Source organism: Pseudomonas sp. TE3-3-F2023 (assembly GCF_036784815.1).
GTDB classification, from domain to species: domain Bacteria; phylum Pseudomonadota; class Gammaproteobacteria; order Pseudomonadales; family Pseudomonadaceae; genus Aquipseudomonas; species Aquipseudomonas pudica.
The window spans coordinates 446,771-468,924 of the sequence record NZ_CP145113.1; the positions used below are offsets into that span (position 1 = coordinate 446,771).

Below are 22,154 nucleotides of genomic sequence, written 5' to 3' on the forward strand. Positions count from 1 at the left end.
TTCTGCCGGATCCACAAGTAGCCTGCCTATGTCCCTGCGCGTGTACCTCCGCACAGCCCTCCTCGGGCTGTGCCTGTCTCTCTCTTTTGCAGCCACGGCAGCAGAAGCCCCGACCACCGCCAGCATCCAGAACAGCCTCGACAAAATCGCCGAGCGCAAGCTGCCCGAGGCCGAGCAGAAAGCCCTGCAGCAGGTGCTGGAGCAAACCCTCAGCCTGCTCGCCAGCAAGGAAGACAACGAAAAGAAACTCGCCGCGCTGAAGCAGCAGCTTGCCGGTGCGCCGAAAGAAACCAGCGACAGCCAGCGCGAACTGGCCAGGCTAAAGGAAAGCAAGCCACAGCCGGTGGCTCAGCGTTACGCCAGTCTCTCGGTGCCGCAACTGGAGCAGATGCTCAGCGAGCGCAGCACCCTGCAGGGCGAGCTGCAGAAGGCGTTGTCAGAAGCCAACAGCCTGATCATCAACTCGCAGACCCGCCCGGAACGCGCACAGGCCGAAATCAGCAACAGCCAGGCGCGCACCCAGCAGATCAACAGCCTTCTCAAGACCGGCAAGGACGCTGGCAAACCGATCAACGCCGACCAGCGCAACCAGTTGAATGCCGAACTGGCCTCGCTCAACGCCCTGACCCTGCTGCGCCGCCAGGAGCTGGCCGGCAACAGCCTGCTGCAAGACCTGGGCAACGCCCGCCACGACCTGCTGATCGAGCGCACCGCGCGCCTGGAACAGGAAATCCAGGACCTGCAGACCCTGATCAACGACAAGCGCCTGGCCCAGTCCCAGGAAGCGGTCACCCAGCAGTCGATCGAGGCCCAGAAAGCCGGCGGCAGCAGCTTGCTGGCCACCGAAAGCGCGGTCAACCTCAAGCTCTCCGACTACCTGCTGAAAAGCACCGACCGCCTCAACGAACTGACCCAGCAGAACCTGCGCACCAAGCAGCAACTGGACAGCCTGACCCAGGCTGACCAAGCGCTGGACGAGCAGATCAACGTGCTCAAGGGCAGCCTGCTGCTGTCGAAGATCCTCTACAAGCAGAAGCAGACCCTGCCGCACCTCAAGGTCGATCGCGACCTGGCCGACCAGATCGCCGACACCCGCCTGTACCAGTTCGAGATAAACCAGCAACGCGAGCAGATGAGCAGCCCGGTCACCTACGTCGACAAACTGCTGGCTGCCCAACCACCGGAAGATGTGACGCCACAGCTGCGCAAGGCCTTGCTGGAAGTGGCGATTACCCGCAGCGATCTGCTGGAGCGACTGAACCGCGAGCTGTCGGCGCTGCTCAACGAATCCATCACCCTGCAGCTCAACCAGAAGCAGCTGTTGGGCACCGCCCAGAGCCTGCGCACCACCCTCGACGAGCAGATGTTCTGGATCCCCAGCAACAAGCCGCTGGACTGGGACTGGCTGCGCTATGTGCCGGAGCGCCTGGCCGACCAGATGGCCAACCTGCCGTGGGGCTCGGGCCTGAAGGAGCTGGGCGACGGCCTGAGCCAGCGCCCGTTGCTGTTCTTGCCGCTGCTGCTGGTGATCGGCGCCCTGCTGTGGCGCCGCAAGTACCTGTACCAACGGCTGGGCAAGGTGCACCAGGACATCGGCCACTTCCGCCGTGACAGCCAGTGGCACACACCCCAGGCGATCCTCATAAACATCCTGCTTGCGATGCCGGTCAGCCTGGGCCTGGCCCTGTGCAGCTACGCCCTGCAGATCGACGCCCGCGGGCAGAACGCCAACCTCGGTGCCGCCCTCTGGCAACTGGCCCAGGCCTGGCTGGTGTTCTACACCGCCTACCGCATCCTCGCCCCGGGCGGCGTGGCGGAAATCCACTTCCGCTGGCACAAGCCACAGGTCGAGTTCCTGCGCGGCTGGGTGCGCCGCCTGGGCACCGTGGTACTGGCACTGGTCGGCGTGGTGGCGGTGGCCGAACATCAGCCTTCGGCGCTGGCCGATGATGTACTGGGTATAGGCGTGGTACTGACCTGCTACGCACTGATGGCCTGGCTACTCAGCCGCCTGTTGCTCAGCAGCCCGGCACACCGCGACACCTCGCTGTTCCGCAAGGCCGTGGGTGTGGCCTTCACCGCCCTGCCCATCGCTCTGTTCGTGGCCGTGTGCTTCGGCTACTACTACACCGCGCTGAAACTTACCGACCGGCTCATCTACACCCTGTACCTGCTGCTGTTCTGGCTTGTGATCGAAGCCGCGTTCGTGCGTGGCCTGTCGGTGGCGGCACGGCGCCTGGCCTACCAGCGCGCGCTGAGCAAGCGGGCGGCGGCCAAGGAAGGGCTGGATGGCGAGGTCATCACCGAAGAGCCAACGCTAGACATCGAGCAGGTCAACCAGCAGTCGCTGCGCCTGATCCGCCTGGCCCTGCTTGGCGGCTTCATCGCCGGCTTGTACTGGGTGTGGGCGGACCTGATCTCGGTGTTTGCCTACCTCAACAATTTCGTCCTCTACGAATACACCAGCGGCACCGGCGCCGCCGCCAGCATGGTGCCGATCAGCCTCGGCGACCTGCTGGGCGCATTGGTGATCGTCGGCATCACCTTTGCCCTGGCCGGCAACTTGCCCGGCCTACTGGAAGTGCTGGTGCTGTCACGCCTGAACCTGGCTCAGGGCAGTGCCTACGCCACCACCACGCTGTTGTCGTACACCATCGTCGGTATCGGTATCGTCAGCACCCTGTCGACCCTGGGGGTCAGCTGGGACAAGCTGCAATGGCTGGTGGCCGCGCTGTCGGTGGGCCTGGGCTTCGGCATGCAGGAGATCTTCGCCAACTTCATCTCCGGCATCATGATCCTGTTCGAGCGCCCGGTGCGGATTGGCGACACCATCACCATCGGCAACCTGTCGGGCACGGTGAGCAAGATCCGCATCCGCGCCACCACGATTACCGACTTCGACCGCAAGGACATCATCGTCCCCAACAAGACCTTCATCACCGGTCAGCTTATCAACTGGTCGCTGACCGACACGGTCACCCGGGTAACGCTGAAGCTGGGCATCGACTATGGCTCTGACCTGGATCTGGTGCGTGACCTGCTGCTCAAGGGTGCCCACGAAAACCCACGCGTGCTCAAGGACCCGGAGCCGATCGTGTACTTCCTCAACTTCGGCGAGAGCTCGCTGGACCACGAGCTGCGCATGCACGTACGCGACCTGGGCGACCGCAACCCGACGCTGGACGAGATCAACCGCTACATCAACCGCGAGTTCAAGGCACACAACATCAAGATCTCGGTGCGCCAGGTCGAGGTGTTCCTGATGGATCCGAAGGGCGGCAAACAGCAGCTGATTCCGGTGGAGCAGCCGAAACCGGATGGCACTGCTTCGGCCTGAGTGGGCTCTAATACTTTATTCTGTGCAGAATCCCTGCGAGGGCTTTGCCCTCGATCGCCGGCAAGCCAGCTCCAACAGGGGCCGTGCCGCACCCAGGCCCTGCACATCCCCTGTGGGCGCTGGCTTGCCGGCGATGGGCCGCAAAGCGGCTCCCTAGGTACCGACTTCCAGGAGCAGCCCGTGAAAGCCCTCGACCAACTCACCTTTGACAATCGCTTCGCTCGCTTGGGTGACGCGTTCTCCACCCAGGTCCTGCCCGACCCCATCTCAGACCCGCGCCTGGTGGTAGCGAGCGAGTCGGCCATGGCGCTGCTCGACCTCGACCCGGCCCAGGCAGAGCTGCCGGTTTTCGCCGAGCTGTTCAGTGGCCAAAAGCTGTGGGAAGAGGCCGACCCGCGGGCTATGGTCTATTCCGGCCATCAGTTCGGCTCCTATAACCCACGCCTGGGTGATGGCCGCGGCTTGCTGCTGGCCGAAGTGCTGAATGACCAGGGCGAGCACTGGGACCTGCACCTCAAGGGCGCCGGACAGACGCCCTATTCGCGCATGGGCGACGGCCGCGCTGTGCTGCGCTCCTCGATCCGCGAGTTCCTCGCTTCCGAGGCCCTGCACGCCCTGGGCATTCCCAGCAGCCGGGCACTGTGCGTGATCGGCTCCAGCACCCCGGTGTGGCGCGAAACCCGCGAAAGGGCGGCGATGCTCACCCGCCTGGCGCAGAGCCATGTGCGTTTCGGGCATTTCGAATACTTCTACTACACCAGGCAGCCGGAACAGCAGCGCGTGCTGATCGACCATGTGCTGGAGCAGCACTACCCCGAATGCCGCGATGCCGTGCAGCCGTATCTGGCCATGTTCCGCACCATCGTCGAGCGCAATGCAGAGCTGATCGCCCTGTGGCAGGCCTATGGCTTCTGCCATGGGGTGATGAACACCGACAACATGTCGATCCTCGGCATCACCTTCGACTTCGGCCCGTACGCCTTCCTCGACGATTTCGACGCCAACTTCATCTGCAACCACTCCGACGACCGTGGCCGCTACAGTTACGCCAACCAGGTCCCTATCGCCCATTGGAACCTAAGTGCGCTGGCCCAGGCGCTGACCACGGTGATCGAAGTCGAAGCGCTCAAGGAGGCGCTGGGCCTGTTCTTGCCGCTATACCAGGCACACTACCTGGACCTGATGCGCCGGCGTCTGGGCCTGACCACCGCGGAAGAGGACGACATGGCGTTGGTGGAGCGCCTGCTGCAGCGCATGCAGAGCGGTGGTGTGGACTACAACCTGTTCTTCCGCAAGCTGGGCGATCAGCCCGTTGCCGAGGCGCTGAAGGTGGTGCGTGACGACTTCATCGACCTGGCCGGTTTCGATGCCTGGGGGACGGACTACCTGGCCCGCTGCGAGCGTGAAGCGGCCAATGCGGAAGGGCGGCGTGAGCGCATGCATGCGGTTAACCCGCTGTATGTACTGCGCAACTACCTGGCACAGAAAGCCATCGAAGCAGCCGAAGCGGGGGATTACAGTGAAGTGCGTCGGCTGCATCAGGTGCTGAGCCGCCCGTTCGAGGAGCAGGCCGGGATGCAGGGCTATGCCGAGCGACCGCCGGAATGGGGCAAGCACCTGGAAATCAGCTGCTCATCATGAATCCTGGGGCCGCTGCGCGGCCCATCGCGACACAAGGCCGCTCCTACGAGGGTACTCGGACTCCTGTAGGAGCGGCCTTGTGTCGCGATGGGCTGCAAAGCAGCCCCAAAAACCTCAAGGAATTGACATGTCCGAACCACTGGTAATCCCCTGCCCCCACTGCAACGGCCTCAACCGCCTGCCCGCCGAGCGCCTGGGCGACGCGCCGAAATGCGGCCGCTGCAAACAGGACGTGCTGCTGAGCACCCCTTTCGAACTCACCGAAGCCAGCTACGCCAGCCAGATCAAAGGCGATCTGCCACTGCTGGTCGACATCTGGGCGGATTGGTGCGGTCCGTGCAAATCCTTCGCCCCCACCTTCGAACAGGCCGCCCGCCAACTGGCCGGCCGCTGCCGCCTGGCCAAGCTCGACAGCGAAGCCAACCGCAACCTGGCCGGGCAACTGGGCATCCGCTCGATCCCCAGCCTGCTGCTGTTCAAGCATGGCCGTGAAGTCAGCCGTCAGGCCGGGGCGTTTCCACTCCAGTCGCTGATGGAGTGGTTGCGTAGCCAGGGGGTCTAAGCGTTCTCCTCGAGCAGCGAGTGCAACTCGACAAACTGCAGGGTCAGCTTGTGCCTGGGCTCCAGATGAATCAGCGGAAGGCTGGCATGGTGCGACTCACGCATCTTCACCGAGCTGCCCAGGTACACCGGTAGCACCGGGAGCCCTTCGGCCAGCAGCTCGTCGAGCATCTGCTGTGGCAGGCTGGCGCGGGACTGGAATTGGTTGACCACGATGCCTTCGACCACAAGGTCTTCGTTGTGGTCATCCTTGAGTTCTTCGATCTCGGCCAGCAGGCCATACAGGGCCTGGCGAGAGAAGCTGTCGCAGTCGAAAGGAATCAGCACGCGATCGGCGGCGATCAGTGCGGAAACCGCATAGAAGTTAAGTGCTGGCGGGGTATCGATGTAAATGCGCTCGTAGTCCTCGTCGAGTTCGTCGAGCAACTTACGCAGCTTGTTGATCTTGTGCTTCGCCTCAAGCTTCGGCTGCAGATCGGCCAGCTCGGCCGTGGCGGTGACCACGTGCAGGTTGTCGAACGGGGTTTCATAGATATCGACCTGATTCTTCTTGCTGAACGGCCCGCTGGACAGGCTTTGCTTGAAGAAGTCGGCGATGCCCATGGGGATATCGTCGCCGGTCAGGCCAGTCAGATACTGGGTCGAGTTGGCCTGGGCATCCAGGTCGATCAGCAGGGTCCGATAACCTTCGCTGGCGCTCACCGCCGCCAGGTTGCAAGCGATGCTCGACTTGCCCACACCACCTTTCTGATTGAACACCACGCGCCGCATGATTGACCTCCGTGTATCAACGAATGCCCGAGTATGTGGTGCGGCTGCGGCAATGACCAGTGCCATTTGCCCGAAGCAACAGCCTCAAGCCATGCGCGCCCCCTGTGGGTGCTGGCTTGCCGGCGATGGGGCCCGATCAGGCAACGACACTGCCCCCGCCAGCCACCTGCCCCGTGAGCAACTCGGCAAATGCCCGTGCCATCGCCGACCCACCATGCTCGCGCTGCACCAGCCACACCGCCGACATCGCCCCTTCATCCAGCAGCGTGCGATAAACCACCCCTTCGATGCGCATGCGCTGGAACGACGCCGGCAGCACCGATACCCCAAGCCCTGCCGATACCAGCCCGATGATGGTCATCGCCTCCCCCGCCTCCTGGGCAAAATGCGGGCTGAAACCCGCCTGGCGCGCCAGGCTCAGCAACTGCGCGTGCAACCCGCTGCCATAGCTGCGCGGGAAGAACACGAACGGTTCATGGGCCAGCGCGGCCATGTGCACGCCATGGTCAGTGCCTTCGGCCAATGGATGCGAGGCATTGATCACCGCCACCAGCGGCTCGCGAAAAAGTTCGGTTGCCACCAACCCTTCTGGCAGCGGCATCGGCCGCATCAGCCCAACCTCGATGGACTCGTCGAACACTCCTTCTGCAACATCGCGACTGCTCATTTCCTTGAGGTTAAGGTGCACCGCCGGGAAGCGCTGGCGAAACGCGTGGATGGCCTTGGGGATCTTCGAGGTGAACGGTGCCGAGGAGGTAAAGCCGATCTTCATCTCCCCCAGCTCCCCCAACTGCGCACGCCGGGCGACATCGGCGGCCTTTTCCACCTGCGCCAGCACCTGGCGGGCCTCCTCCAGGAACAACCGCCCCGCCTCGCTCAGCTCGACCCGACGGTTGGTACGCTCGAACAGCCGGGCCCCCAGCTCCTGCTCCAGCGCCTGGATCTGCTGGCTCAAGGGTGGCTGGGAAATGCCCAGCTGCTGGGCGGCGCGGCCAAAATGCAGCTCTTCGGCCACGGCGATGAAGTAACGCAAATGGCGCAGTTCCATGATCGGCTCCGAACAGGTCGCAAAACGTCTTAAATAGGTCGAACAATATATTGGATCTAATCATTAGCCAGCTATATGCTTTTTTTCATTGCGCCAGAGGTACCCGCCCGTGAAAACTGCTGTAGCCCCCCTTCCCGTCGAGCCAGACCCTGCCCCGCTGAACGAAATGTGGATCGAAAAAGGCACACCCGCCTTCATGAAGACTGTGCTGGCGCTATTCAGCGGCGGCTTCGCCACCTTCGCCCTGCTGTACTGCGTGCAGCCGATGATGCCATTGCTGTCGAAGGAATTTGCCATCAATGCGGCGCAGAGCAGCCTGGTGCTATCAGTCTCCACAGCCATGCTGGCGTTCGGCCTGCTGATCACCGGCCCGATCTCCGACCGCATCGGGCGCAAGCCGGTGATGGTGTTTGCCCTGGTCTGCGCCGCCCTTTCCACCCTGGCCAGCGCTGTGATGCCGAGCTGGGAACTGGTACTGGCCTCCCGCGCCCTGGTCGGCCTGTCGCTGAGCGGCCTGGCGGCGGTGGCGATGACCTACCTGAGCGAAGAGATTCACCCGCAGCACATCGGCCTGGCCATGGGCCTGTACATCGGCGGCAATGCCATTGGCGGCATGAGCGGGCGCCTGATCACCGGCGTACTGATCGACTTCGTCAGCTGGCACACGGCGATGCTCACCATAGGCGGCCTGGCCCTGGTGGCGGCGCTGGTATTCTGGAAGGTGCTGCCCGAATCGCGCAATTTCCGCCCGCAGGCGATGAACCCACGCAGCCTGCTGGATGGCTTCGTCATGCACTTCAGGGATGCCGGCCTGCCCTGGTTGTTCCTCGAAGCCTTCCTGCTGATGGGCGCATTCGTCACCCTGTTCAACTACATCGGCTACCGCCTGCTGGCCGAGCCCTATCACATGAACCAGGCGCTGGTCGGCTTGCTGTCAGTGGTGTACCTGTCTGGCATCTACAGCTCGGCGCAGGTGGGCGCGCTGGCTGACAAACTGGGCCGGCGCAAGGTGTTCTGGGCCAGTATCGTGGTGATGGCGGGCGGCTTGATGATGACTCTGGCCAGTCCGTTGGCGATGGTGATCGTCGGTATGCTGGTGTTCACCTTCGGCTTTTTTGGCGCGCACTCGGTGGCCAGCAGCTGGATCGGCCGCAGGGCTTTGAAGGCCAAGGGACAGGCGTCGTCGTTGTACCTGTTCAGCTATTACGCCGGGTCGAGTGTGGCCGGTACGGCGGGCGGGGTGTTCTGGCATCAGTGGGGCTGGAATGGCATCGGGCTGTTCATCGGCAGCCTGCTGGCGGTGGCGTTGCTGGTGGCGCTACGCCTGAGCAAGTTGCCGCCCAAGACAGCCTGAGCATGGGGCTGCTTTGCAGCCCATCGCCGGCAAGCCAGCTCCCACAGGACCCCACAAGGCTCATGACCTGTGGAGTACTTGTGGGAGCTGGCTTGCCGGCGATAGGGCCCTCGGATCAGTTGATGATCTCGACCATATCCACATCCACCTCCCGGCTCATCAGGTGCTTCTCCACCTCACCGGTCAGCTTGACCTTGGTCTTGTCGTTGAACGGCGTCGGCGGCAGGTCTTCATCATCGATTTCCACGGTGATGGTGCCGGTGTTGTCCTTGAACTCGTACTTATCGTCGTTGTTGATCTTTTTGGTCACGAAGCCTTGCAGCACCACTGGAGTGTCGTCGGCAGCGTCGTTGGCCGCTGCTACGGTGGTGACCGACTGGGCGCCGGGGCCGGTGTAGCCGGCAGCCAGGGCGGCAGTGCTGAACAGAGGGGCGAGGATCAAGGCGAGGTAACGGATTTTCATGGTGACAGGTCCTGATTCGATTTCGATGGAAACAGCCTACCGCTGCTGGCTGAAGCCAACCTTAATCAGCACTGGCCTCATCCAGCGCCAACCCCAACTGCGCCTGCAGCCGCTCCCCGACTACTTGCAACTGCAAGCTACGGACCTGCGCGCCTTCACGCTCCAGCGCATGCAGCCACCCCAGCAGTGGCGCAGGCTCACCCTCGAGGCTTACGTCCACCTGACCGGCCCGTGCCTGCAACCCGATAATTCGCAAACCGGCGGCCAGTGCGCGCTCGTTCAGAACAGCGGGTGTCAGCACCGTCACCGGTTCCCTGGCCAAGGCCGGGCCTGTCGAAACCCGTTGCAGATGCCCGGTGAGCTTCAGCTCATGCGCATGGGCGAGCTCGGCCTGTTGCAAGCGCTGCTTGCCGGGTACCCAGGCAAACTGCCAGAGCAGGACCATGGCCAAACTCCAGAGTGCGGCCATGATCACTGCCCTTCGATTACCGGGTATCGATTGCCATTGGCCTATCAGGGCCTGCTCAATCCACCGCATCAGCGAGTCTCCCTGAAAGTCAGGGTCGCGCGCACAACCTGCTCGGCCTGCCGGGCTTGATCCATCAGCACGGCAGGCGCCCGCTGGCGCAGGCGCTCAAGGTCATCGAAACCTTGCGCAACCACTTCCATGCGCCACCCTCCGCGGGGACTGGACACGGCTCGCTCAACCGTGATGTTCCCGGTTTCCACCAATTGCTCCGTGAAAGATACCAGCCCCTCCACGGTAGTCTTCTCTCGGGGACGGAATTCCAGTGCCCTGATCTGTGTGGCCAGGTCACCTGCGACAGACTGCTCGGGCGCCCAACGCAGAAACGTCTGAAGATTCTCGGCATGTAGCTGTGCTGTACGTTCCGACAGCCATTCAGCACGCAGATGTTCCGCCAGGCACACCATTGCGAAGGCCAGCAGCGCTCCGCCCGCCAGGGAGGGCCAGGGCACGATCGGGCTGCGTCGCCGAAATGGCCCCTGACGCAGGTCCAGGGCCTTGGCTCGACCTTGGATGAAGGTGTGAAAGGCGCTATCGACGGTTTGGTTGTGGAGCGCCTGCCCTGCATCAGCAGGTTCGGCCGGCCGCTCCATCGGCGGCAGTTGCCGCACCAGGACCTCGGCCGCCTGGGGGCCGGCGACCAGCCAAGGCCCACCATGCCCACCCAACAACCAGCGGCCCTCGAGCCACAGTGCACGGGGCTGCTCTGCGCCCAGCAGGTCGGCATCGACATGGATCCCGAGCGGGTCGATTCCCTGGCTTTTCAACAAGGCCATCAGGCTGGCCAGAACTTGACGCTCTATCACCAGAGCCCGGCGATGCCCCTGCGCATCCGGCGGGCCGAACACCAGATGCAGCGTTTCCAGCGGCGCTGCCAAATGGTCTTCGGCAGCGTAGATCAATGTTTCAGGCTTGGGCCGCTTGCCCGGCACAGGACCGATCTCGCAACTGCCCAGCATCTCCATAGGTACCACCACGATAGCAGGACCGGTGAGCGTCGGAGCCAGCTCCTCCAGTCGTGCCTTGTGCAGGCTGCCGTCCGCTGCACGCAGCCACACCGGCCACCGCGCATCGGCTGCCGCAACCCCTTCCGGCAACAGGTACAGCCAATTCTCACTCATCTGCTCTTTGCTCCCGCATCGCAGAAAACACACGCCGCACCACACGAACCTGATGCGTGTCCAGATCGATCTCCAGGTCGCTGTACAGGTACATGCGCTTACCTGCCATCTCTGCCTGCACCTCCAGGCGAAACCAGCGGCTGGTCACGGCCAGCCCGCGCCTGTCCAGCCCCACGCCTTCCAGTTGGGGCAGGGCCAAAAAACGTTCTACCGTTGGGTAACCCGCTTCGGGGCGCTCGCTTACCAGTTGGCTTGCCACCGTAAGCGACACCTCGGCGGACGCCGCAAGCAGTAGCGCCGGGGCCGTGTTGATGTTGAGCCGCGCCTCCTTGGGCAACACCACTACCCAAGGCTGCAAACGCGCCATTACCTCAGCGGAAACACCCGGCAACGTACGCAACTGGGTTGGGTCGAGCATCGGTTGGCCAGTGAGCCCTTCCAAAGCGGGTGGCTCCACCTGCAACGAATGGCACAGGCGCTCCCAGCGCTTGAGCAGCAGCGGGTCGGGTGCCTTGCCTGCCATCAGGGCGCCGAGGTTCAAGCGGCCCGACAGGTCCTCCAGCTGCAGGCTCAGTTGCCCCTGACCAAGGGTGAACGCTCGGGGCTGGGCCCAGGATTGTCGAACATGAGTGACCTGCAGTACTTCGCCAACCTCACGGCGCAAGCTCGCCAGGGCATGCTGCTCGCCGGCCTGAGCCAAACGCAGCAAGCGCGACGCTTCGATCTGCTGGCCGACACCACCAATCAGCAGTTGATGGCTGCGCAACATACCGGCTGACAGCAACGTGAGCAGCGCCATGACAAGCAGCACGGTGACCAGCGCAAGCCCCTTTTGACGTTGTCCCCTCATTGGCTGGTGCCTCCCAGCGGCAGTACTCGCCGAATCTGTTCAAAACGGCTGGTCGACAGTGTCACCTCCAGCGCCTGCGGTGGCACCGGCCGGCGCTGGGCCATTGGCCAGCGCGCCTGCCAGCCGCTACCGGGCACATGCAGACGCCAGTGCAGCTCGCCTACACCTTCGAGCAAACGCTGCGGGCGTGGCTGGCCTTGCCCCAGCGTGCGTCGCTGGCGCCACAGCACGCCGTCTTCGAGCCAGTACTCGACAACCCTCAGCTCGCTGCGCTTGAGCGCTTGGCTGCCTTGTTCGCTGGCCAACCAATGGACCCGAGTGCCGTTCAGCAGAATGCCGTAACCGCCCTTGCCCAGGCTCGCGGGCGCATACCCCAGCATGGCATCGCGCTGGATCAAGCTCATGGCCCTGCCCAGCGCACGCAGCTCATCGGCCTGTGCCTGGCGTGCGTACTCGGCACGCATGAACACATCGAACACGCGCGCACTTCCAATTGCCAGGATGGCAAAGATAGCGAGCGCCAACAGCAGCTCGATCAAGGTGAAGCCCCCCTGGCGGGTCATCCTGCCCGGGCTAGCGCGGTGCATCCGCCATCCCCAGCCACCCCGTGGCCTGATGCAGCACCTGGCGGTCCGCAGCAAGGCCCACACGCACATGCACCTCCAGCAAGCCACCCACGCCCAGGCGGCGGCTTTCGTGCAGAGTCCAGCGGTGTTGACCGAACATGACCTCCAGGCTCCGCTGGCCGGGAGCCAGCGCAGCTTGCAGGCCCAGCTCCGTCAGGTGGTTGTCGGCCACCCAACTAGCCAATAGACGCTCTCGAACCCCCTGCGACTGCGCCAGTACATGCTGGCTGGCCGTGGTCACCGCCACGGCCAGTACTGCGAAAATCGCCAGCGCCACCAACACCTCCAACAGGGTGAAGCCGCGTTCAGTACACGAGCTGGGGGTCATTGAGGCCATCACTCGACACGGAAACAAGGCGCACATCGTCCGCCTCGAAATGCAGGGAAAACGGCGTGTGCTCGTCATTACCGTACATCAGCAGCTGCGGCGCCCCGCCAGCCAGAGCATATGGCGCAGACAGCCCATCCATCTCCAAGCGCAGGTCCAGGTCAATATCGCGATGCCTGCCGGCTGCCTCCCAGCCATCCTCGGAGGCTTTGAGCAGTTGGTAACCCTGGGCATCGATGCGAATACCTTGCGTCAGCCCTTCCAGCACCGCCTGCTGCCGCGCGAATTGCACCAACTGGAGGAAGAGGCTGGCCTCCTGACTGGCCACTCGCTGCGGATCGCGTGCGAACGTGAATCCGGCCATGCCCATCACAATGCCCAGCAACAGCATCACCAGAAGCAGCTCCAGCAGGGTGAAGCCTCGAGAACGGCGCTGTTTCATTCAGACCAGTTACCGATATCAGCATCCATTTCCTCTCCGCCCGGCTGACCGTCGCCGCCCAGGGAGTAAAGGTCATAGCCCTGGGTCGAACGGGTTCCTGGGCTTGCATACTGGTAATGCGAGCCCCAGGGGTCGGTTGGCGTGCTCTTCAGATAGCCTTGGGCACTCCATTGACGTGGCAGTGGCGCCACCGTGGGGCGTTTCACCAAGGCGTCCAGCCCTTGCTCGGTTGTCGGGTAGCGGCCATTGTCCAGACGGTAGATTTCCAGCGCGGTGGAAATTGACTGGATATCGGTGCGGGCTGCGGTCAGCTTGGCATGGTCGGGACGGCTCATGACGTTGGGCAGCACCAGCGCGCCAAGAACCCCCAGGATAATGACCACCACCATGATTTCGATGAGAGTGAAGCCGCGTTCGGCGCGGCGTGATGAACGCATGGACATGTCAGTTGACCAGTTGGTTGAGGTTGAGGATCGGCAGCAGGATGGCGAGCACGATGAACAGCACGATGCCCCCCATCACCAGCAGCATCAGGGGCTCACAGAGGCTCACCAGCAAGGAAATACGCCCCGCCAGTTGCTTGGCCTGAAGGTCTGCGGCACGTTCGAGCATGGTGTCGAGCTCACCGGCGCGTTCGCCGCTGGCGATCATGTGCAGCATCAGCGGTGGCAAGGCTTCGCTGCGTGCCAGGCAGTTGGCCAGCGAGGCGCCCTCGCCCAGCTCACGGGCGGCCCGCAGCAGGCGCTCGCGTAGAATCAGGTTGCCGATCACGGCCGCGCTGATGTTCATCGCCTCGACCAATACCACGCCGCTGCGCCCCAGAATCGCAAGGGTGCTGATGAAGCGGGCCGCTTCGCTGGCCCGGACGAATTCGCCATATCCGGGCAGGCGCAGTGAAAAGCCATGCCATTGCCTGCGCCGTGCCGGTTGGCGAAGGGCACAGGCAACCAGTGCGATGGCCATGGCCAATAGCGCCAGCGCTGCCAAGCCATAATGGTTCGTGGCATCGCTCAAGGTGATCAGCACTCGCGTTGCCAGCGGCAGTTGTGCATGGTCACGCGAAAAGGCCTGCACCACGTCTGGCACCACATAGCCCAGCAGAAAACCCACCACCAGCAACGAGATAACCAGCAGGATCACTGGGTAAACCATCGCCAGCTGTACCTTCTGCCGCAGGGCCTGATGGTTCTCGCCATGCTCGGCCAAACGCTCGAGCACACCTGCCAGGTGGCCGGAACGTTCGGCAGCGGCCACGGTGGCCCGATAAACCATGGGGAATGCCTGTGGGTAATGCGCCAGGGCCTGCGCCAGCGCATGGCCTTCGGCAACCCGCTCAGCCACGCCGCGCAATACCTGACGTACGTGGCGCGGCGTACTCTGCTCGGCAACTGCCTGCAAGGCCTCGGTCAACGGCACCCCGGCATGCAGCAGAGTCGCCAGCTGGCGCGTCAGCAGCGAGCGCCGGGCCAGACTCAGGGTATTGCGTGCCAGCAACCGGGCCAAAGGGGATGCCCCCAAGGGTCTCATGCTCAGCACCAGCAACCCTTGCTCGCGCAATGTTTGCCGGGCCTGGCGCGCACCCAACGCCTCCACGGTGCCTCGCTGGCGCACACCCTTGGCATCTTGGGCCTGGTAGCGGAACAGCGCCATGTCAGTCCTGCCCCGTCACGCGCAGCAGTTCTGCCACGCTTGTCTGCCCCTGGCAGACACGCTGGACGCCATGCTGGAACAGGCTTGGTGTATCCACGCGGATCAATTCGAGCATGTCGTCCTGAGACGCCCGGGCATGAATCGCCTGGGCCAACGCGGGCTTCACCACCAGCATCTCGTGCAACGCCAGGCGCCCGCTGTAACCCAGCTGGCATTCGCTACAGCCCTGCGCCTTGTAGAGCCGCGGCGGCAATTCGGCCGGGTGGCCCAGGACGCTCGCCGTGGCCTCGTCCACTTCATGTTCGACCCGGCAATGGGGGCAAAGCCGTCGCACCAGGCGCTGGGCCATGATCCCGGCCAGTGAAGATGCGAGCAGGCAAGTATCGACGCCCATGTCGGCAAGCCGTGTAATTGCGCCCAGAGCGCTATTGGTATGCAAGGTGGACAGCACCAGATGGCCCGTCAGCGAGGCCTGCACCGCAATCTCGGCGGTCTCCCGATCGCGGATCTCGCCCACCATGACCACGTCGGGGTCCTGTCGCAAGATGGCACGCAGCCCCCGGGCGAAGGTCATGTCGACCTTGGTGTTGACCTGGGTCTGGCCGATGCCGGGAAGGTAGTATTCGACCGGGTCTTCGACGGTGAGGATATTGCGCGATACCTGGTTGAGGTACGAAAGCGCGGTGTACAGCGTTGTGGTCTTGCCGGAACCGGTGGGCCCGGTGACCAGGAAAATGCCATGTGGTTTCGCCAGCATGCGCATGAAGCCAGCACGTACCGAGCCGGGCATCTGCATATGGTCGATGTCCAGACGCATTGCCTGTTTGTCCAGCAAACGCAGTACCACCCGCTCGCCATGGGCGGCGGGCAAGGTCGACACCCGCACATCCACTTCGTGGCCGGCCAGACGCAGGCTGATCCGGCCATCCTGAGGCACGCGCTTCTCGGCGATGTCCAGGCGCGCCATGACCTTGATGCGCGAAACCAACAGTGCAGATAGCTCCCGCGGTGGCGCCAGCACCTCGCGCATGACGCCGTCGATACGCATGCGTACGCGCAACTGATGCTCGAAGGTTTCCAGGTGGACGTCCGAGGCCCGGGCCCTGACCGCCTCGCTGAACAAGGCATTGAGCAGGCGGATGATCGGCGCATCGTCCTGTTGCTCCAGCAGGTCGCTGGTTTGCGGCAAGGCTTCAGCCAGCTGCGCAAGGTCGATTTCCCGGTCCAGGCCCTGAACAACGGCCTGCGCTGCATCCTGGCCGGGGCCGTAGCAACTGGCAAGGCGCTCGGCGAAGTCGGCATCGCTGACACGCCGCAGGTGCCAGTTACTGCCCACTACACGGCAGGCCTCGGCAAGAGCGGCCAGCGAAGTGCTCTCTCGCATCAGCAAGGCAGGCTCAGCCGCTTGGCGGTCGAGCAGAATGCCGTGACGTCGGGCAAAGCTGAACGGCAGGTCGCTGTTCATGAGCGTGGCCCTGGTGCGCCGGGCAGAGCCTGCGACTCGAACATCTGCCGGGGATCTTCCGGCAGGGTCGAATCATCCGCAGCGCGTACCCCTTCGTAGGCGCGTCGCCCCGTTTCGACCAGCTCGGCCTGGCTGCGCAGAATGGTCGGGCGCAGGAAGACCATCAGGTTGGTTTTTTCCTGAGTATCGCTGCGCCACCGGAACAGACCGCACACCCATGGGATTCGGCTGAGCAGCGGAACACCGCGCTCTACCTTGCGCACGCTGTCCTTGATCAGGCCGCCGATCACGATAATCTCGCCATCGGCGGCCAAGATGGTGCTCTTGAGCGTGCGCTTGTTGGTGATCAGGTCGTTCTCGGTCGTGCTGGGTGCAATTTCCGAGCTCTCCTGCTCGACCTCGAGGCGCAGGCTGCGCCCTTCATTGATGTGCGGGCGCACCTTCAGGCTGATACCGATGTCCTTGCGCTCGACTGTGGTAAAGGGGTTCTCCGAACCACTACCGGGGGTAACGTAGGAGCCGGTCTTGAACGGCACGTTCTGGCCTACCAGGATCTGCGCCTCCTGGTTGTCCAAGGTCAGCAGGCTCGGCGTCGACAACAGGTTGCTGCGGCTATTGCTGGCCAAGGCCGAAACCAGCGCGGCAAAACGGTCCGAGCCAATGGCCAGGGCGACGCCCCCCGGCAGCTTGGTTTCCTTGCCCAGCAGGTCGGCCAGGGCAGCACCACTTTCGCTGAAGGTAACGCCGCCTTTGAGTCCACCTTTGTCGATGCCCCATTGCAGGCCCAACGCTTCATCGATGCTGCCACTGACTTCGACGATTGCCGCATGGATCAGCACTTGCGCCCGGGGCTGGTCCAGTTGTTGGATGATCTGCTCCACGCGGCCCAGCGTCTGCGGCTCGCCCATTATCACCAGGGCGTTCTGGCTGGCATCGGCCTTGACCATGGCCTCGCCGGGGAGGTCCGCGCCCAGAGCCTTGGTGCCCGGCGTACCATCGAGCCGCTTGCCCACCTCACCCAATACTTCGGCAAGCTGCTCGGCACTACTGTGTTGCAGGCGCACCACCCGCCAGTTCTGCGAAGTGGCCGGGACCGGTACATCCAGCGAGCGGGTCAGTTGCGCAAGACGTTGCCTGGACTTGCTCGGGCCCAGGATCAGAAGACGGTTACCGTTCATGTCAGCCAGTACCCGAACGCCGCTGTCCGGGCCACCGGCGGCGGCTTCGACCACCGGGAACACAACCTCGGCCTGGGCTTTGCGCAAGGTCACCAGTTCATGATCATGCCGCTGGCCACTGTCGAGCTGCAGGACCAGGTTTTCCAGGCGGTCCAGGTTGGCTGCGGAGTCGGTGATCACCAGGGCGTTGGCGGAGCTGGACGGTCCAATGTAGCCATTGCTGGAAACCAACGGCCGCAGCAAGCCGGCCAGATCGGCAGCGACACTGCCCGACAGGTTGAAAACCCGTGTGGTGACCGCTGCCGGTATGGCCTCCACCTGCTGGTTTGCCCAGGCCTTGGCTTCGCTTGCAGGCAGCACCAGCAAGCGGTCGCCGTCGTTCACGGCGGCAAAGCCCTGAGCATTGAGCACCGAGTAGAACAGCCGCCGTATCCCTTCGCGATCAAGCGCCTCGGTCGAAAGGACGGTGATGCGCCCCTGCACGCGCGGGTCGAGAATGATCGGCTGGTCAAGGATCGCCCCCACCTCACGCACCACATCGCGCACGTCGGCATCGCTCATCGCCAGTTGCCAGGTGGGTGCCTCAGCAAGCACCAGGGAGCAGGCAAGGGTTAGAGAGGCGCCGAACGAGGTGGCGCGCAGATATCGCATCAAAGTCATTGCACCTCCCGCAACAGGCGGGCTGAGGGGTCTGAAACAGGGCGCGGGCGGGTTGCCGCACCCGTGGGCAGAAATACAGAGGGCGTATCGCTGGACAACGACACGACTTCCTCGCGGCCGTCGATCCACAGCACGATGGAACGCACATTTATTTGGCGCAGCACGCCATGGCCAGGTAGCCGGTCTCCGACGCGATAGATAGCCTCGCCGCTATCGCTTCTCACCAACGCTCGGGCATCGCCCTGGCTGGAAACGAAGCTGGCCTTGAGGGCGATATCCGCCCGGCTCGACTGCCGTTGAGCCGGCGCCTGAAAGCCGAACGCCAGGGCCAAGGTAGCCGCCGACAATGGTTTTTCCGGCAAAGCCGCTGTTGTCACCGGCGGGACCTGGACGATCGGGGGCGCAACTGCGGGATAAACGCTTTCACGCCATGCCAGGCAGGCAAGCGTTACCAGCGCGAACGCCAGCCAAATCAGATACGACGAGCGCTTCATCGTAATCAGGGCAACATCCGTCTCAGCACGCGCCGCCCGGACAGCTCATGCAAGAGCACGGCGGCGATGTGCATCGCAACGCCAAGGCCTAGCAACAGGCAAGAAGCGATGTGAGTCTTGAACCAGACGTTGTGCCAGAACGGGTCGCTCAGCATGGGCGCGATGGAGAACCAACCGAACACATCGATGACCCGGTCCATCATCAGCACCCCGGACAACAGCACGATAGCTGTGGTCCAGTACAAGCCCTCATGGGCGAGATGAGCGATGCGCTGGTGCTTGAGATGGTCATGCGGGCTGCGTGGTTTGGGTCTGGTCAGGCGCAACAGCCAGCGCAGCATGAATACGGGGATGAACAGCGTCGTCGTGGCCACATTGACGAATGCCACAAAGTGGCGTGTGGCGGGGGAGACATTCAGGTACGCCACGTAGAAACCGCTGATCAAGACCCAAATGATGACCGTGGCAGAGATCCAGTGCAGGAGGATCTGCTGCCAGCAATATTTTTGTACTTGCATAGATAGTACTCGAGGAGCCTGGCCCCACCGGAAGGGGCCAGGCCAGACGCTTTACTTCTCGGTCCAGGCCATGTTCCAGTCGGAGCCAACACCTGGCTCGAACTGGTTGGCAGCCGCTGAGTACTGCCCGCAGTAGCCCGAGTTAGGGAACGGCTGGCACTCGTAGACCTTGCCATTCTTACGCTGCAGCACTGTTGTGCCAGCCTTGTAGCTCGACAGCGATTCCGGGAAAACGAAGTCGTGAGACCCATCGCCAGCCGCTTTGAGCTGAACCGTCTTCTCGTCCTGCAGCAGCACCCGCTCACGCTTGTCCACACCTACGACCTTGAGAGTATGCTCGCCTTCGGTACTTTCGACATTCAGCACGAATGGCTCGGTGCCGTTGACGCTCTGGCGCGAGTAAGACACCTGCTTGTTGTTATCGAACAGCCGCGCTGTCACTGTCAGGGCGTTGTTGGTCATGACGGTGAAATCCACAGCACCCTTGCCGTCGGTGATCGTGTATTCGGGTTTGACATCGTGCAGGTGCATCGTGGGCTGCTCGCCAGCGGCGGTTTCAAAGTGCAGAAGGTAGTTGGTCAGCCCACTTTCGGCTTTGGCGAAGATGCTGTTGGAACCCTGCACAGGCTCGATATTACCGTCCGCATCCATTTTACCGGCACGTACCAACGTCTGGGTTTCGTTGATCTGCTTGGCGAGCTTATAAGCCCAGTTGGCAGCGATGGCTTCTTCGGCATTTTCGATCTTGATGCTTACATGGTTTGCAGGACGCTCCCCATTGGCATCGAATGCCCTGGCAGTAACTTTATCCCCAACTTCTAGGTCACGGCTGGCGCTTATTTCAGCCAGGCGCGGCCACTCAGGGACCGGGCCGCCATCCAGTTGGATATCGACGTCAGCGACACTGTGGAAAGCCTTATCGGTATCGCCAACCTTCCAGACGGCGAGAATCACGTGCTGGCCCGAACGGTCAGCAGGCAATGTGCAGCTGTGCCTTGGATTGGTACCGGTACCTTTTGCTGGTATCTGGTTGCTGCCATCCAACGCACAGAACGGGGCCGAATCGAATGAGTCACGAGTCAACGCAGCGTTGGGGTTCCAATCCGCCTTGGTAATGAAGTACTCCCACGACCGCACCGGATGCGGAGCCTCATAATGCCAGTCGAACTGCATGTTACGGTCCACGACCGGGGTCAGATGCCAGCGATTGGCTGATTGCTCATCGAGTGCGGCAAAGTCTCCCCGAACGCCACCACTGGCGATTTTTCCATCCTCGGGACCTTGGCTTGGAAAGCGCCCTACCACTTCGCCGACCGACCAAGGTTCGTACTGGGCACCTCCGCAGTTGACGTTCACGTTTTCAAAACCTGCATGGCAGAGCGCTGCACGAGACGGAGGGTCAGCCAGGTGACCATGTGCATTGGCAATTTGCGTCTGCAAACCTGCACCTGCGATCGCCACCCACACACCGGTGGCGACAACGCTTTTTCGCAGGGTCTTTCTTGTATTCATCACGAACTCCGAACGCATTGCTGGTTAAATGCGTAAAGGCGCATTTATTGAAATGCAATGCACCTTCAGCGCGAATGGAGACCGGAGAGTAAAGAAAACAAACTTGCGCTCATGTAGGAATAAACCTGGAAGGCCGCGGTCTTTTCTCGTGGCTTTGAGGCAATTTCCATTTTGGAACTTTCGAAACAAAAGCGCTAAAGATGCAAGGAAGAATTACTATCGACCTTGAATGTCGAAAACTTCCTCTACACACCGAAAGATTCACAGCGACACGCAACTTTCTTGGTGAAGCGCTGATATATAACTTGACCAAGCCTGTTCAACATCAGGGAAAAATCACCAAACTGATGCGAACAGGCTTGCGAAAGACTCCCCAACTCAAAACATTTGCTCTAGGGGAACCTCGAATCAAGCGTGGTATTGCGCCGACAGCTCATGCACGGCGTTGATGAACACGCCGGCGTGCTCCGGGTCGACTTCCGGTGTGATGCCATGGCCCAGGTTGAACACGTGGCCTGTGCCATGGCCATAGCTGGCCAGGATGCGCGCCACTTCCTTGCGGATGGCCTCGGGCTTGGCGTACAGAACGGTCGGATCCATGTTGCCCTGCAGCGCAACCTTGTCACCCACGCGGCGGCGGGCGTCGCCGATTTCGCAGGTCCAGTCCAGGCCCAGCGCATCGGCACCGGCTTCGGCGATGCTTTCCAGCCACAGGCCGCCGTTCTTGGTGAACAGGATCACCGGCACCTTGCGCCCCTCGTGCTCGCGGATCAGGCCGCTGACGATCTTGCGCATGTAGGCCAGGGAGAATTCCTGGTAAGCCGCCGCCGACAGGTTGCCGCCCCAGGTGTCAAAAATCTGCACGGCCTGGGCACCAGCGAGGATCTGGCCGTTGAGGTAGCTGGTGACCGACTGGGCCAGCTTGTCCAGCAGCAGGTGCAGAGCCTGCGGGTTGTCGTAGGCCATGGCCTTTGTCTTGCGGAAGTCCTTCGACGAGCCGCCTTCGACCATGTAGGTAGCCAGGGTCCACGGGCTGCCGGAGAAGCCGATCAGCGGCACGCGGCCGTTCAGCTCGCGGCGGATGGTGCTGACCGCGTCCATCACGTAGCCGAGGTCTTTCTGCGGGCCGGGGATCGGCAGCGCTTCGATGTCGGCCGGGGTACTGATGACCTTCTTGAAACGCGGACCTTCGCCGCTTTCGAAGTACAGGCCCAGGCCCATGGCATCGGGGATGGTGAGAATGTCCGAGAACAGGATCGCCGCGTCCAGCGGGTAGCGGTCCAACGGCTGCAGGGTGACCTCGCAGGCGAACTGCGGGTTCATGCACAGGCTCATGAAGTCACCGGCCTTGGCGCGGCTGGCGCGGTACTCCGGCAGGTAGCGGCCGGCCTGGCGCATCATCCACACCGGGGTGACGTCTACGGGTTGCTTGAGCAGTGCACGCAGGAAACGATCGTTCTTCAGGGCAGTCATGTCGGCATCCGGAAAAATAGTGCGGGCATTTTCTCAGACGCACAAAGAAAAGGCACGGCCGTTTGCCGTGCCTTTTCTCTATAGGTATGTCCTGGATCAATAGATTTTGTATACAAAATCCTAATGATGGAAGGTA

21 protein-coding genes are annotated in these 22,154 nt (G+C 62.7%); 4 read left to right on the forward strand and 17 right to left on the reverse strand.

Annotated features, from left to right (window positions below):
- Positions 1-28: 28 nt before the first annotated feature.
- From mscK to trxC, 3 genes are all read left to right on the forward strand, one after another.
- The gene (gene mscK, locus V3314_RS01955; protein ID WP_338459868.1) at positions 29-3,337 is read left to right on the forward strand and encodes a mechanosensitive channel MscK; all 3,309 of its coding nucleotides are present in this window, start codon (positions 29-31) and stop codon (positions 3,335-3,337) included.
- A gap of 180 nt (positions 3,338-3,517) precedes the next feature.
- Positions 3,518-4,978, forward strand: coding sequence for a YdiU family protein (locus V3314_RS01960; protein ID WP_338459869.1), 1,461 nt, complete (start codon positions 3,518-3,520; stop codon positions 4,976-4,978).
- A 127-nt stretch (positions 4,979-5,105) separates the two neighbouring features.
- Positions 5,106-5,540: a thioredoxin TrxC gene (gene trxC, locus V3314_RS01965; protein ID WP_063912048.1), complete on the forward strand. Its 435-nt coding sequence runs from the start codon at positions 5,106-5,108 to the stop codon at positions 5,538-5,540.
- Here trxC and V3314_RS01970 read toward each other — a convergent pair.
- Both V3314_RS01970 and V3314_RS01975 read right to left on the reverse strand, forming a co-directional pair.
- Positions 5,537-6,310, reverse strand: coding sequence for a ParA family protein (locus V3314_RS01970; protein ID WP_046613507.1), 774 nt, complete (start codon positions 6,308-6,310; stop codon positions 5,537-5,539). The genes trxC and V3314_RS01970 overlap by 4 nt on opposite strands.
- Before the next feature lie 136 nt (positions 6,311-6,446).
- Positions 6,447-7,358 carry a LysR family transcriptional regulator gene (locus tag V3314_RS01975; RefSeq protein WP_046613508.1) on the reverse strand — a complete coding sequence of 304 codons (912 nt, stop codon included), beginning with the start codon at positions 7,356-7,358 and terminating at the stop codon, positions 6,447-6,449.
- Positions 7,359-7,524: 166 nt separating this feature from the next.
- Here V3314_RS01975 and V3314_RS01980 point away from each other — a divergent pair, with 166 nt between their 5' ends.
- Positions 7,525-8,712: an MFS transporter gene (locus V3314_RS01980; protein WP_338460304.1), complete on the forward strand. Its 1,188-nt coding sequence runs from the start codon at positions 7,525-7,527 to the stop codon at positions 8,710-8,712.
- 115 nt (positions 8,713-8,827) lie between these two features.
- Here the strand turns inward: V3314_RS01980 and V3314_RS01985 are convergent, their stop codons facing one another.
- The 15 genes from V3314_RS01985 to hemE form a co-directional block, all read right to left on the reverse strand.
- On the reverse strand, positions 8,828-9,175 hold the full coding sequence (locus V3314_RS01985; RefSeq protein ID WP_075046628.1) for a NirD/YgiW/YdeI family stress tolerance protein: 348 nt from the start codon (positions 9,173-9,175) through the stop codon (positions 8,828-8,830).
- Positions 9,176-9,236: 61 nt separating this feature from the next.
- Complete coding sequence (locus tag V3314_RS01990; RefSeq protein WP_329604126.1) at positions 9,237-9,620, reverse strand: hypothetical protein; 384 nt, start codon at positions 9,618-9,620, stop codon at positions 9,237-9,239.
- Between the two features lie 92 nt (positions 9,621-9,712).
- Positions 9,713-10,822: a type II secretion system protein GspL gene (gene gspL / locus V3314_RS01995; protein ID WP_046613512.1), complete on the reverse strand. Its 1,110-nt coding sequence runs from the start codon at positions 10,820-10,822 to the stop codon at positions 9,713-9,715.
- A complete protein-coding gene (locus tag V3314_RS02000) occupies positions 10,815-11,672 on the reverse strand; it encodes a type II secretion system protein GspK (RefSeq protein ID WP_338459870.1) in 858 nt (285 codons plus the stop codon). Before V3314_RS02000 ends, gspL begins: the two co-directional genes overlap by 8 nt.
- On the reverse strand, positions 11,669-12,259 hold the full coding sequence (locus tag V3314_RS02005; RefSeq protein ID WP_161797613.1) for a type II secretion system protein GspJ: 591 nt from the start codon (positions 12,257-12,259) through the stop codon (positions 11,669-11,671). Before V3314_RS02005 ends, V3314_RS02000 begins: the two co-directional genes overlap by 4 nt.
- On the reverse strand, positions 12,246-12,626 hold the full coding sequence (gene gspI / locus V3314_RS02010; protein ID WP_052970496.1) for a type II secretion system minor pseudopilin GspI: 381 nt from the start codon (positions 12,624-12,626) through the stop codon (positions 12,246-12,248). Before gspI ends, V3314_RS02005 begins: the two co-directional genes overlap by 14 nt.
- On the reverse strand, positions 12,604-13,068 hold the full coding sequence (gene gspH / locus V3314_RS02015) for a type II secretion system minor pseudopilin GspH (protein ID WP_046613516.1): 465 nt from the start codon (positions 13,066-13,068) through the stop codon (positions 12,604-12,606). The genes gspI and gspH overlap by 23 nt, the downstream gene beginning before the upstream one ends.
- Positions 13,065-13,511 (reverse strand): type II secretion system major pseudopilin GspG, encoded by a 447-nt coding sequence (gene gspG, locus V3314_RS02020; protein ID WP_046613517.1) that lies wholly within the window; start codon positions 13,509-13,511, stop codon positions 13,065-13,067. The genes gspH and gspG overlap by 4 nt, the downstream gene beginning before the upstream one ends.
- A 1-nt stretch (position 13,512) precedes the next feature.
- Positions 13,513-14,718, reverse strand: a complete 1,206-nt coding sequence (gene gspF, locus V3314_RS02025; RefSeq protein WP_338459871.1) for a type II secretion system inner membrane protein GspF — start codon at positions 14,716-14,718, stop codon at positions 13,513-13,515.
- A 1-nt stretch (position 14,719) separates the two neighbouring features.
- Positions 14,720-16,183: a type II secretion system ATPase GspE gene (gene gspE, locus V3314_RS02030; protein WP_046613519.1), complete on the reverse strand. Its 1,464-nt coding sequence runs from the start codon at positions 16,181-16,183 to the stop codon at positions 14,720-14,722.
- Positions 16,180-18,021: a type II secretion system secretin GspD gene (gene gspD / locus V3314_RS02035; RefSeq protein ID WP_338459872.1), complete on the reverse strand. Its 1,842-nt coding sequence runs from the start codon at positions 18,019-18,021 to the stop codon at positions 16,180-16,182. Before gspD ends, gspE begins: the two co-directional genes overlap by 4 nt.
- On the reverse strand, positions 18,018-18,515 hold the full coding sequence (locus tag V3314_RS02040) for a type II secretion system protein N (protein WP_338459873.1): 498 nt from the start codon (positions 18,513-18,515) through the stop codon (positions 18,018-18,020). Before V3314_RS02040 ends, gspD begins: the two co-directional genes overlap by 4 nt.
- Positions 18,516-18,520: 5 nt before the next feature.
- Positions 18,521-19,033, reverse strand: coding sequence for a cytochrome b/b6 domain-containing protein (locus tag V3314_RS02045; RefSeq protein ID WP_338459874.1), 513 nt, complete (start codon positions 19,031-19,033; stop codon positions 18,521-18,523).
- A 51-nt stretch (positions 19,034-19,084) separates the two neighbouring features.
- Positions 19,085-20,545: an N-acetylglucosamine-binding protein GbpA gene (gene gbpA / locus V3314_RS02050; RefSeq protein ID WP_338459875.1), complete on the reverse strand. Its 1,461-nt coding sequence runs from the start codon at positions 20,543-20,545 to the stop codon at positions 19,085-19,087.
- A 408-nt stretch (positions 20,546-20,953) separates the two neighbouring features.
- Positions 20,954-22,018 (reverse strand): uroporphyrinogen decarboxylase, encoded by a 1,065-nt coding sequence (hemE, locus tag V3314_RS02055; RefSeq protein ID WP_338459876.1) that lies wholly within the window; start codon positions 22,016-22,018, stop codon positions 20,954-20,956.
- Positions 22,019-22,154 lie beyond the last annotated feature (136 nt).

Coding starts and splice junctions, on each gene's coding strand:
- gspE (WP_046613519.1), bottom strand. CDS start 16,183: ATGAACAGCGACCTGCCGTTCAGCTTTGCCCGACGTCACGGCATTCTG.
- V3314_RS01980 (WP_338460304.1), top strand. CDS start 7,525: ATGTGGATCGAAAAAGGCACACCCGCCTTCATGAAGACTGTGCTGGCG.
- mscK (WP_338459868.1), top strand. CDS start 29: ATGTCCCTGCGCGTGTACCTCCGCACAGCCCTCCTCGGGCTGTGCCTG.
- V3314_RS02000 (WP_338459870.1), bottom strand. CDS start 11,672: ATGAGGGGACAACGTCAAAAGGGGCTTGCGCTGGTCACCGTGCTGCTT.
- gspG (WP_046613517.1), bottom strand. CDS start 13,511: ATGTCCATGCGTTCATCACGCCGCGCCGAACGCGGCTTCACTCTCATC.
- gspL (WP_046613512.1), bottom strand. CDS start 10,822: ATGAGTGAGAATTGGCTGTACCTGTTGCCGGAAGGGGTTGCGGCAGCC.
- V3314_RS01970 (WP_046613507.1), bottom strand. CDS start 6,310: ATGCGGCGCGTGGTGTTCAATCAGAAAGGTGGTGTGGGCAAGTCGAGC.
- trxC (WP_063912048.1), top strand. CDS start 5,106: ATGTCCGAACCACTGGTAATCCCCTGCCCCCACTGCAACGGCCTCAAC.
- V3314_RS01990 (WP_329604126.1), bottom strand. CDS start 9,620: ATGGTCCTGCTCTGGCAGTTTGCCTGGGTACCCGGCAAGCAGCGCTTG.
- gbpA (WP_338459875.1), bottom strand. CDS start 20,545: ATGAATACAAGAAAGACCCTGCGAAAAAGCGTTGTCGCCACCGGTGTG.
- V3314_RS01975 (WP_046613508.1), bottom strand. CDS start 7,358: ATGGAACTGCGCCATTTGCGTTACTTCATCGCCGTGGCCGAAGAGCTG.
- V3314_RS02040 (WP_338459873.1), bottom strand. CDS start 18,515: ATGAAGCGCTCGTCGTATCTGATTTGGCTGGCGTTCGCGCTGGTAACG.
- V3314_RS02005 (WP_161797613.1), bottom strand. CDS start 12,259: ATGCACCGCGCTAGCCCGGGCAGGATGACCCGCCAGGGGGGCTTCACC.
- V3314_RS01985 (WP_075046628.1), bottom strand. CDS start 9,175: ATGAAAATCCGTTACCTCGCCTTGATCCTCGCCCCTCTGTTCAGCACT.
- gspI (WP_052970496.1), bottom strand. CDS start 12,626: ATGACCCCCAGCTCGTGTACTGAACGCGGCTTCACCCTGTTGGAGGTG.
- V3314_RS02045 (WP_338459874.1), bottom strand. CDS start 19,033: ATGCAAGTACAAAAATATTGCTGGCAGCAGATCCTCCTGCACTGGATC.
- gspF (WP_338459871.1), bottom strand. CDS start 14,718: ATGGCGCTGTTCCGCTACCAGGCCCAAGATGCCAAGGGTGTGCGCCAG.
- gspH (WP_046613516.1), bottom strand. CDS start 13,068: ATGAAACAGCGCCGTTCTCGAGGCTTCACCCTGCTGGAGCTGCTTCTG.
- gspD (WP_338459872.1), bottom strand. CDS start 18,021: ATGACTTTGATGCGATATCTGCGCGCCACCTCGTTCGGCGCCTCTCTA.
- hemE (WP_338459876.1), bottom strand. CDS start 22,018: ATGACTGCCCTGAAGAACGATCGTTTCCTGCGTGCACTGCTCAAGCAA.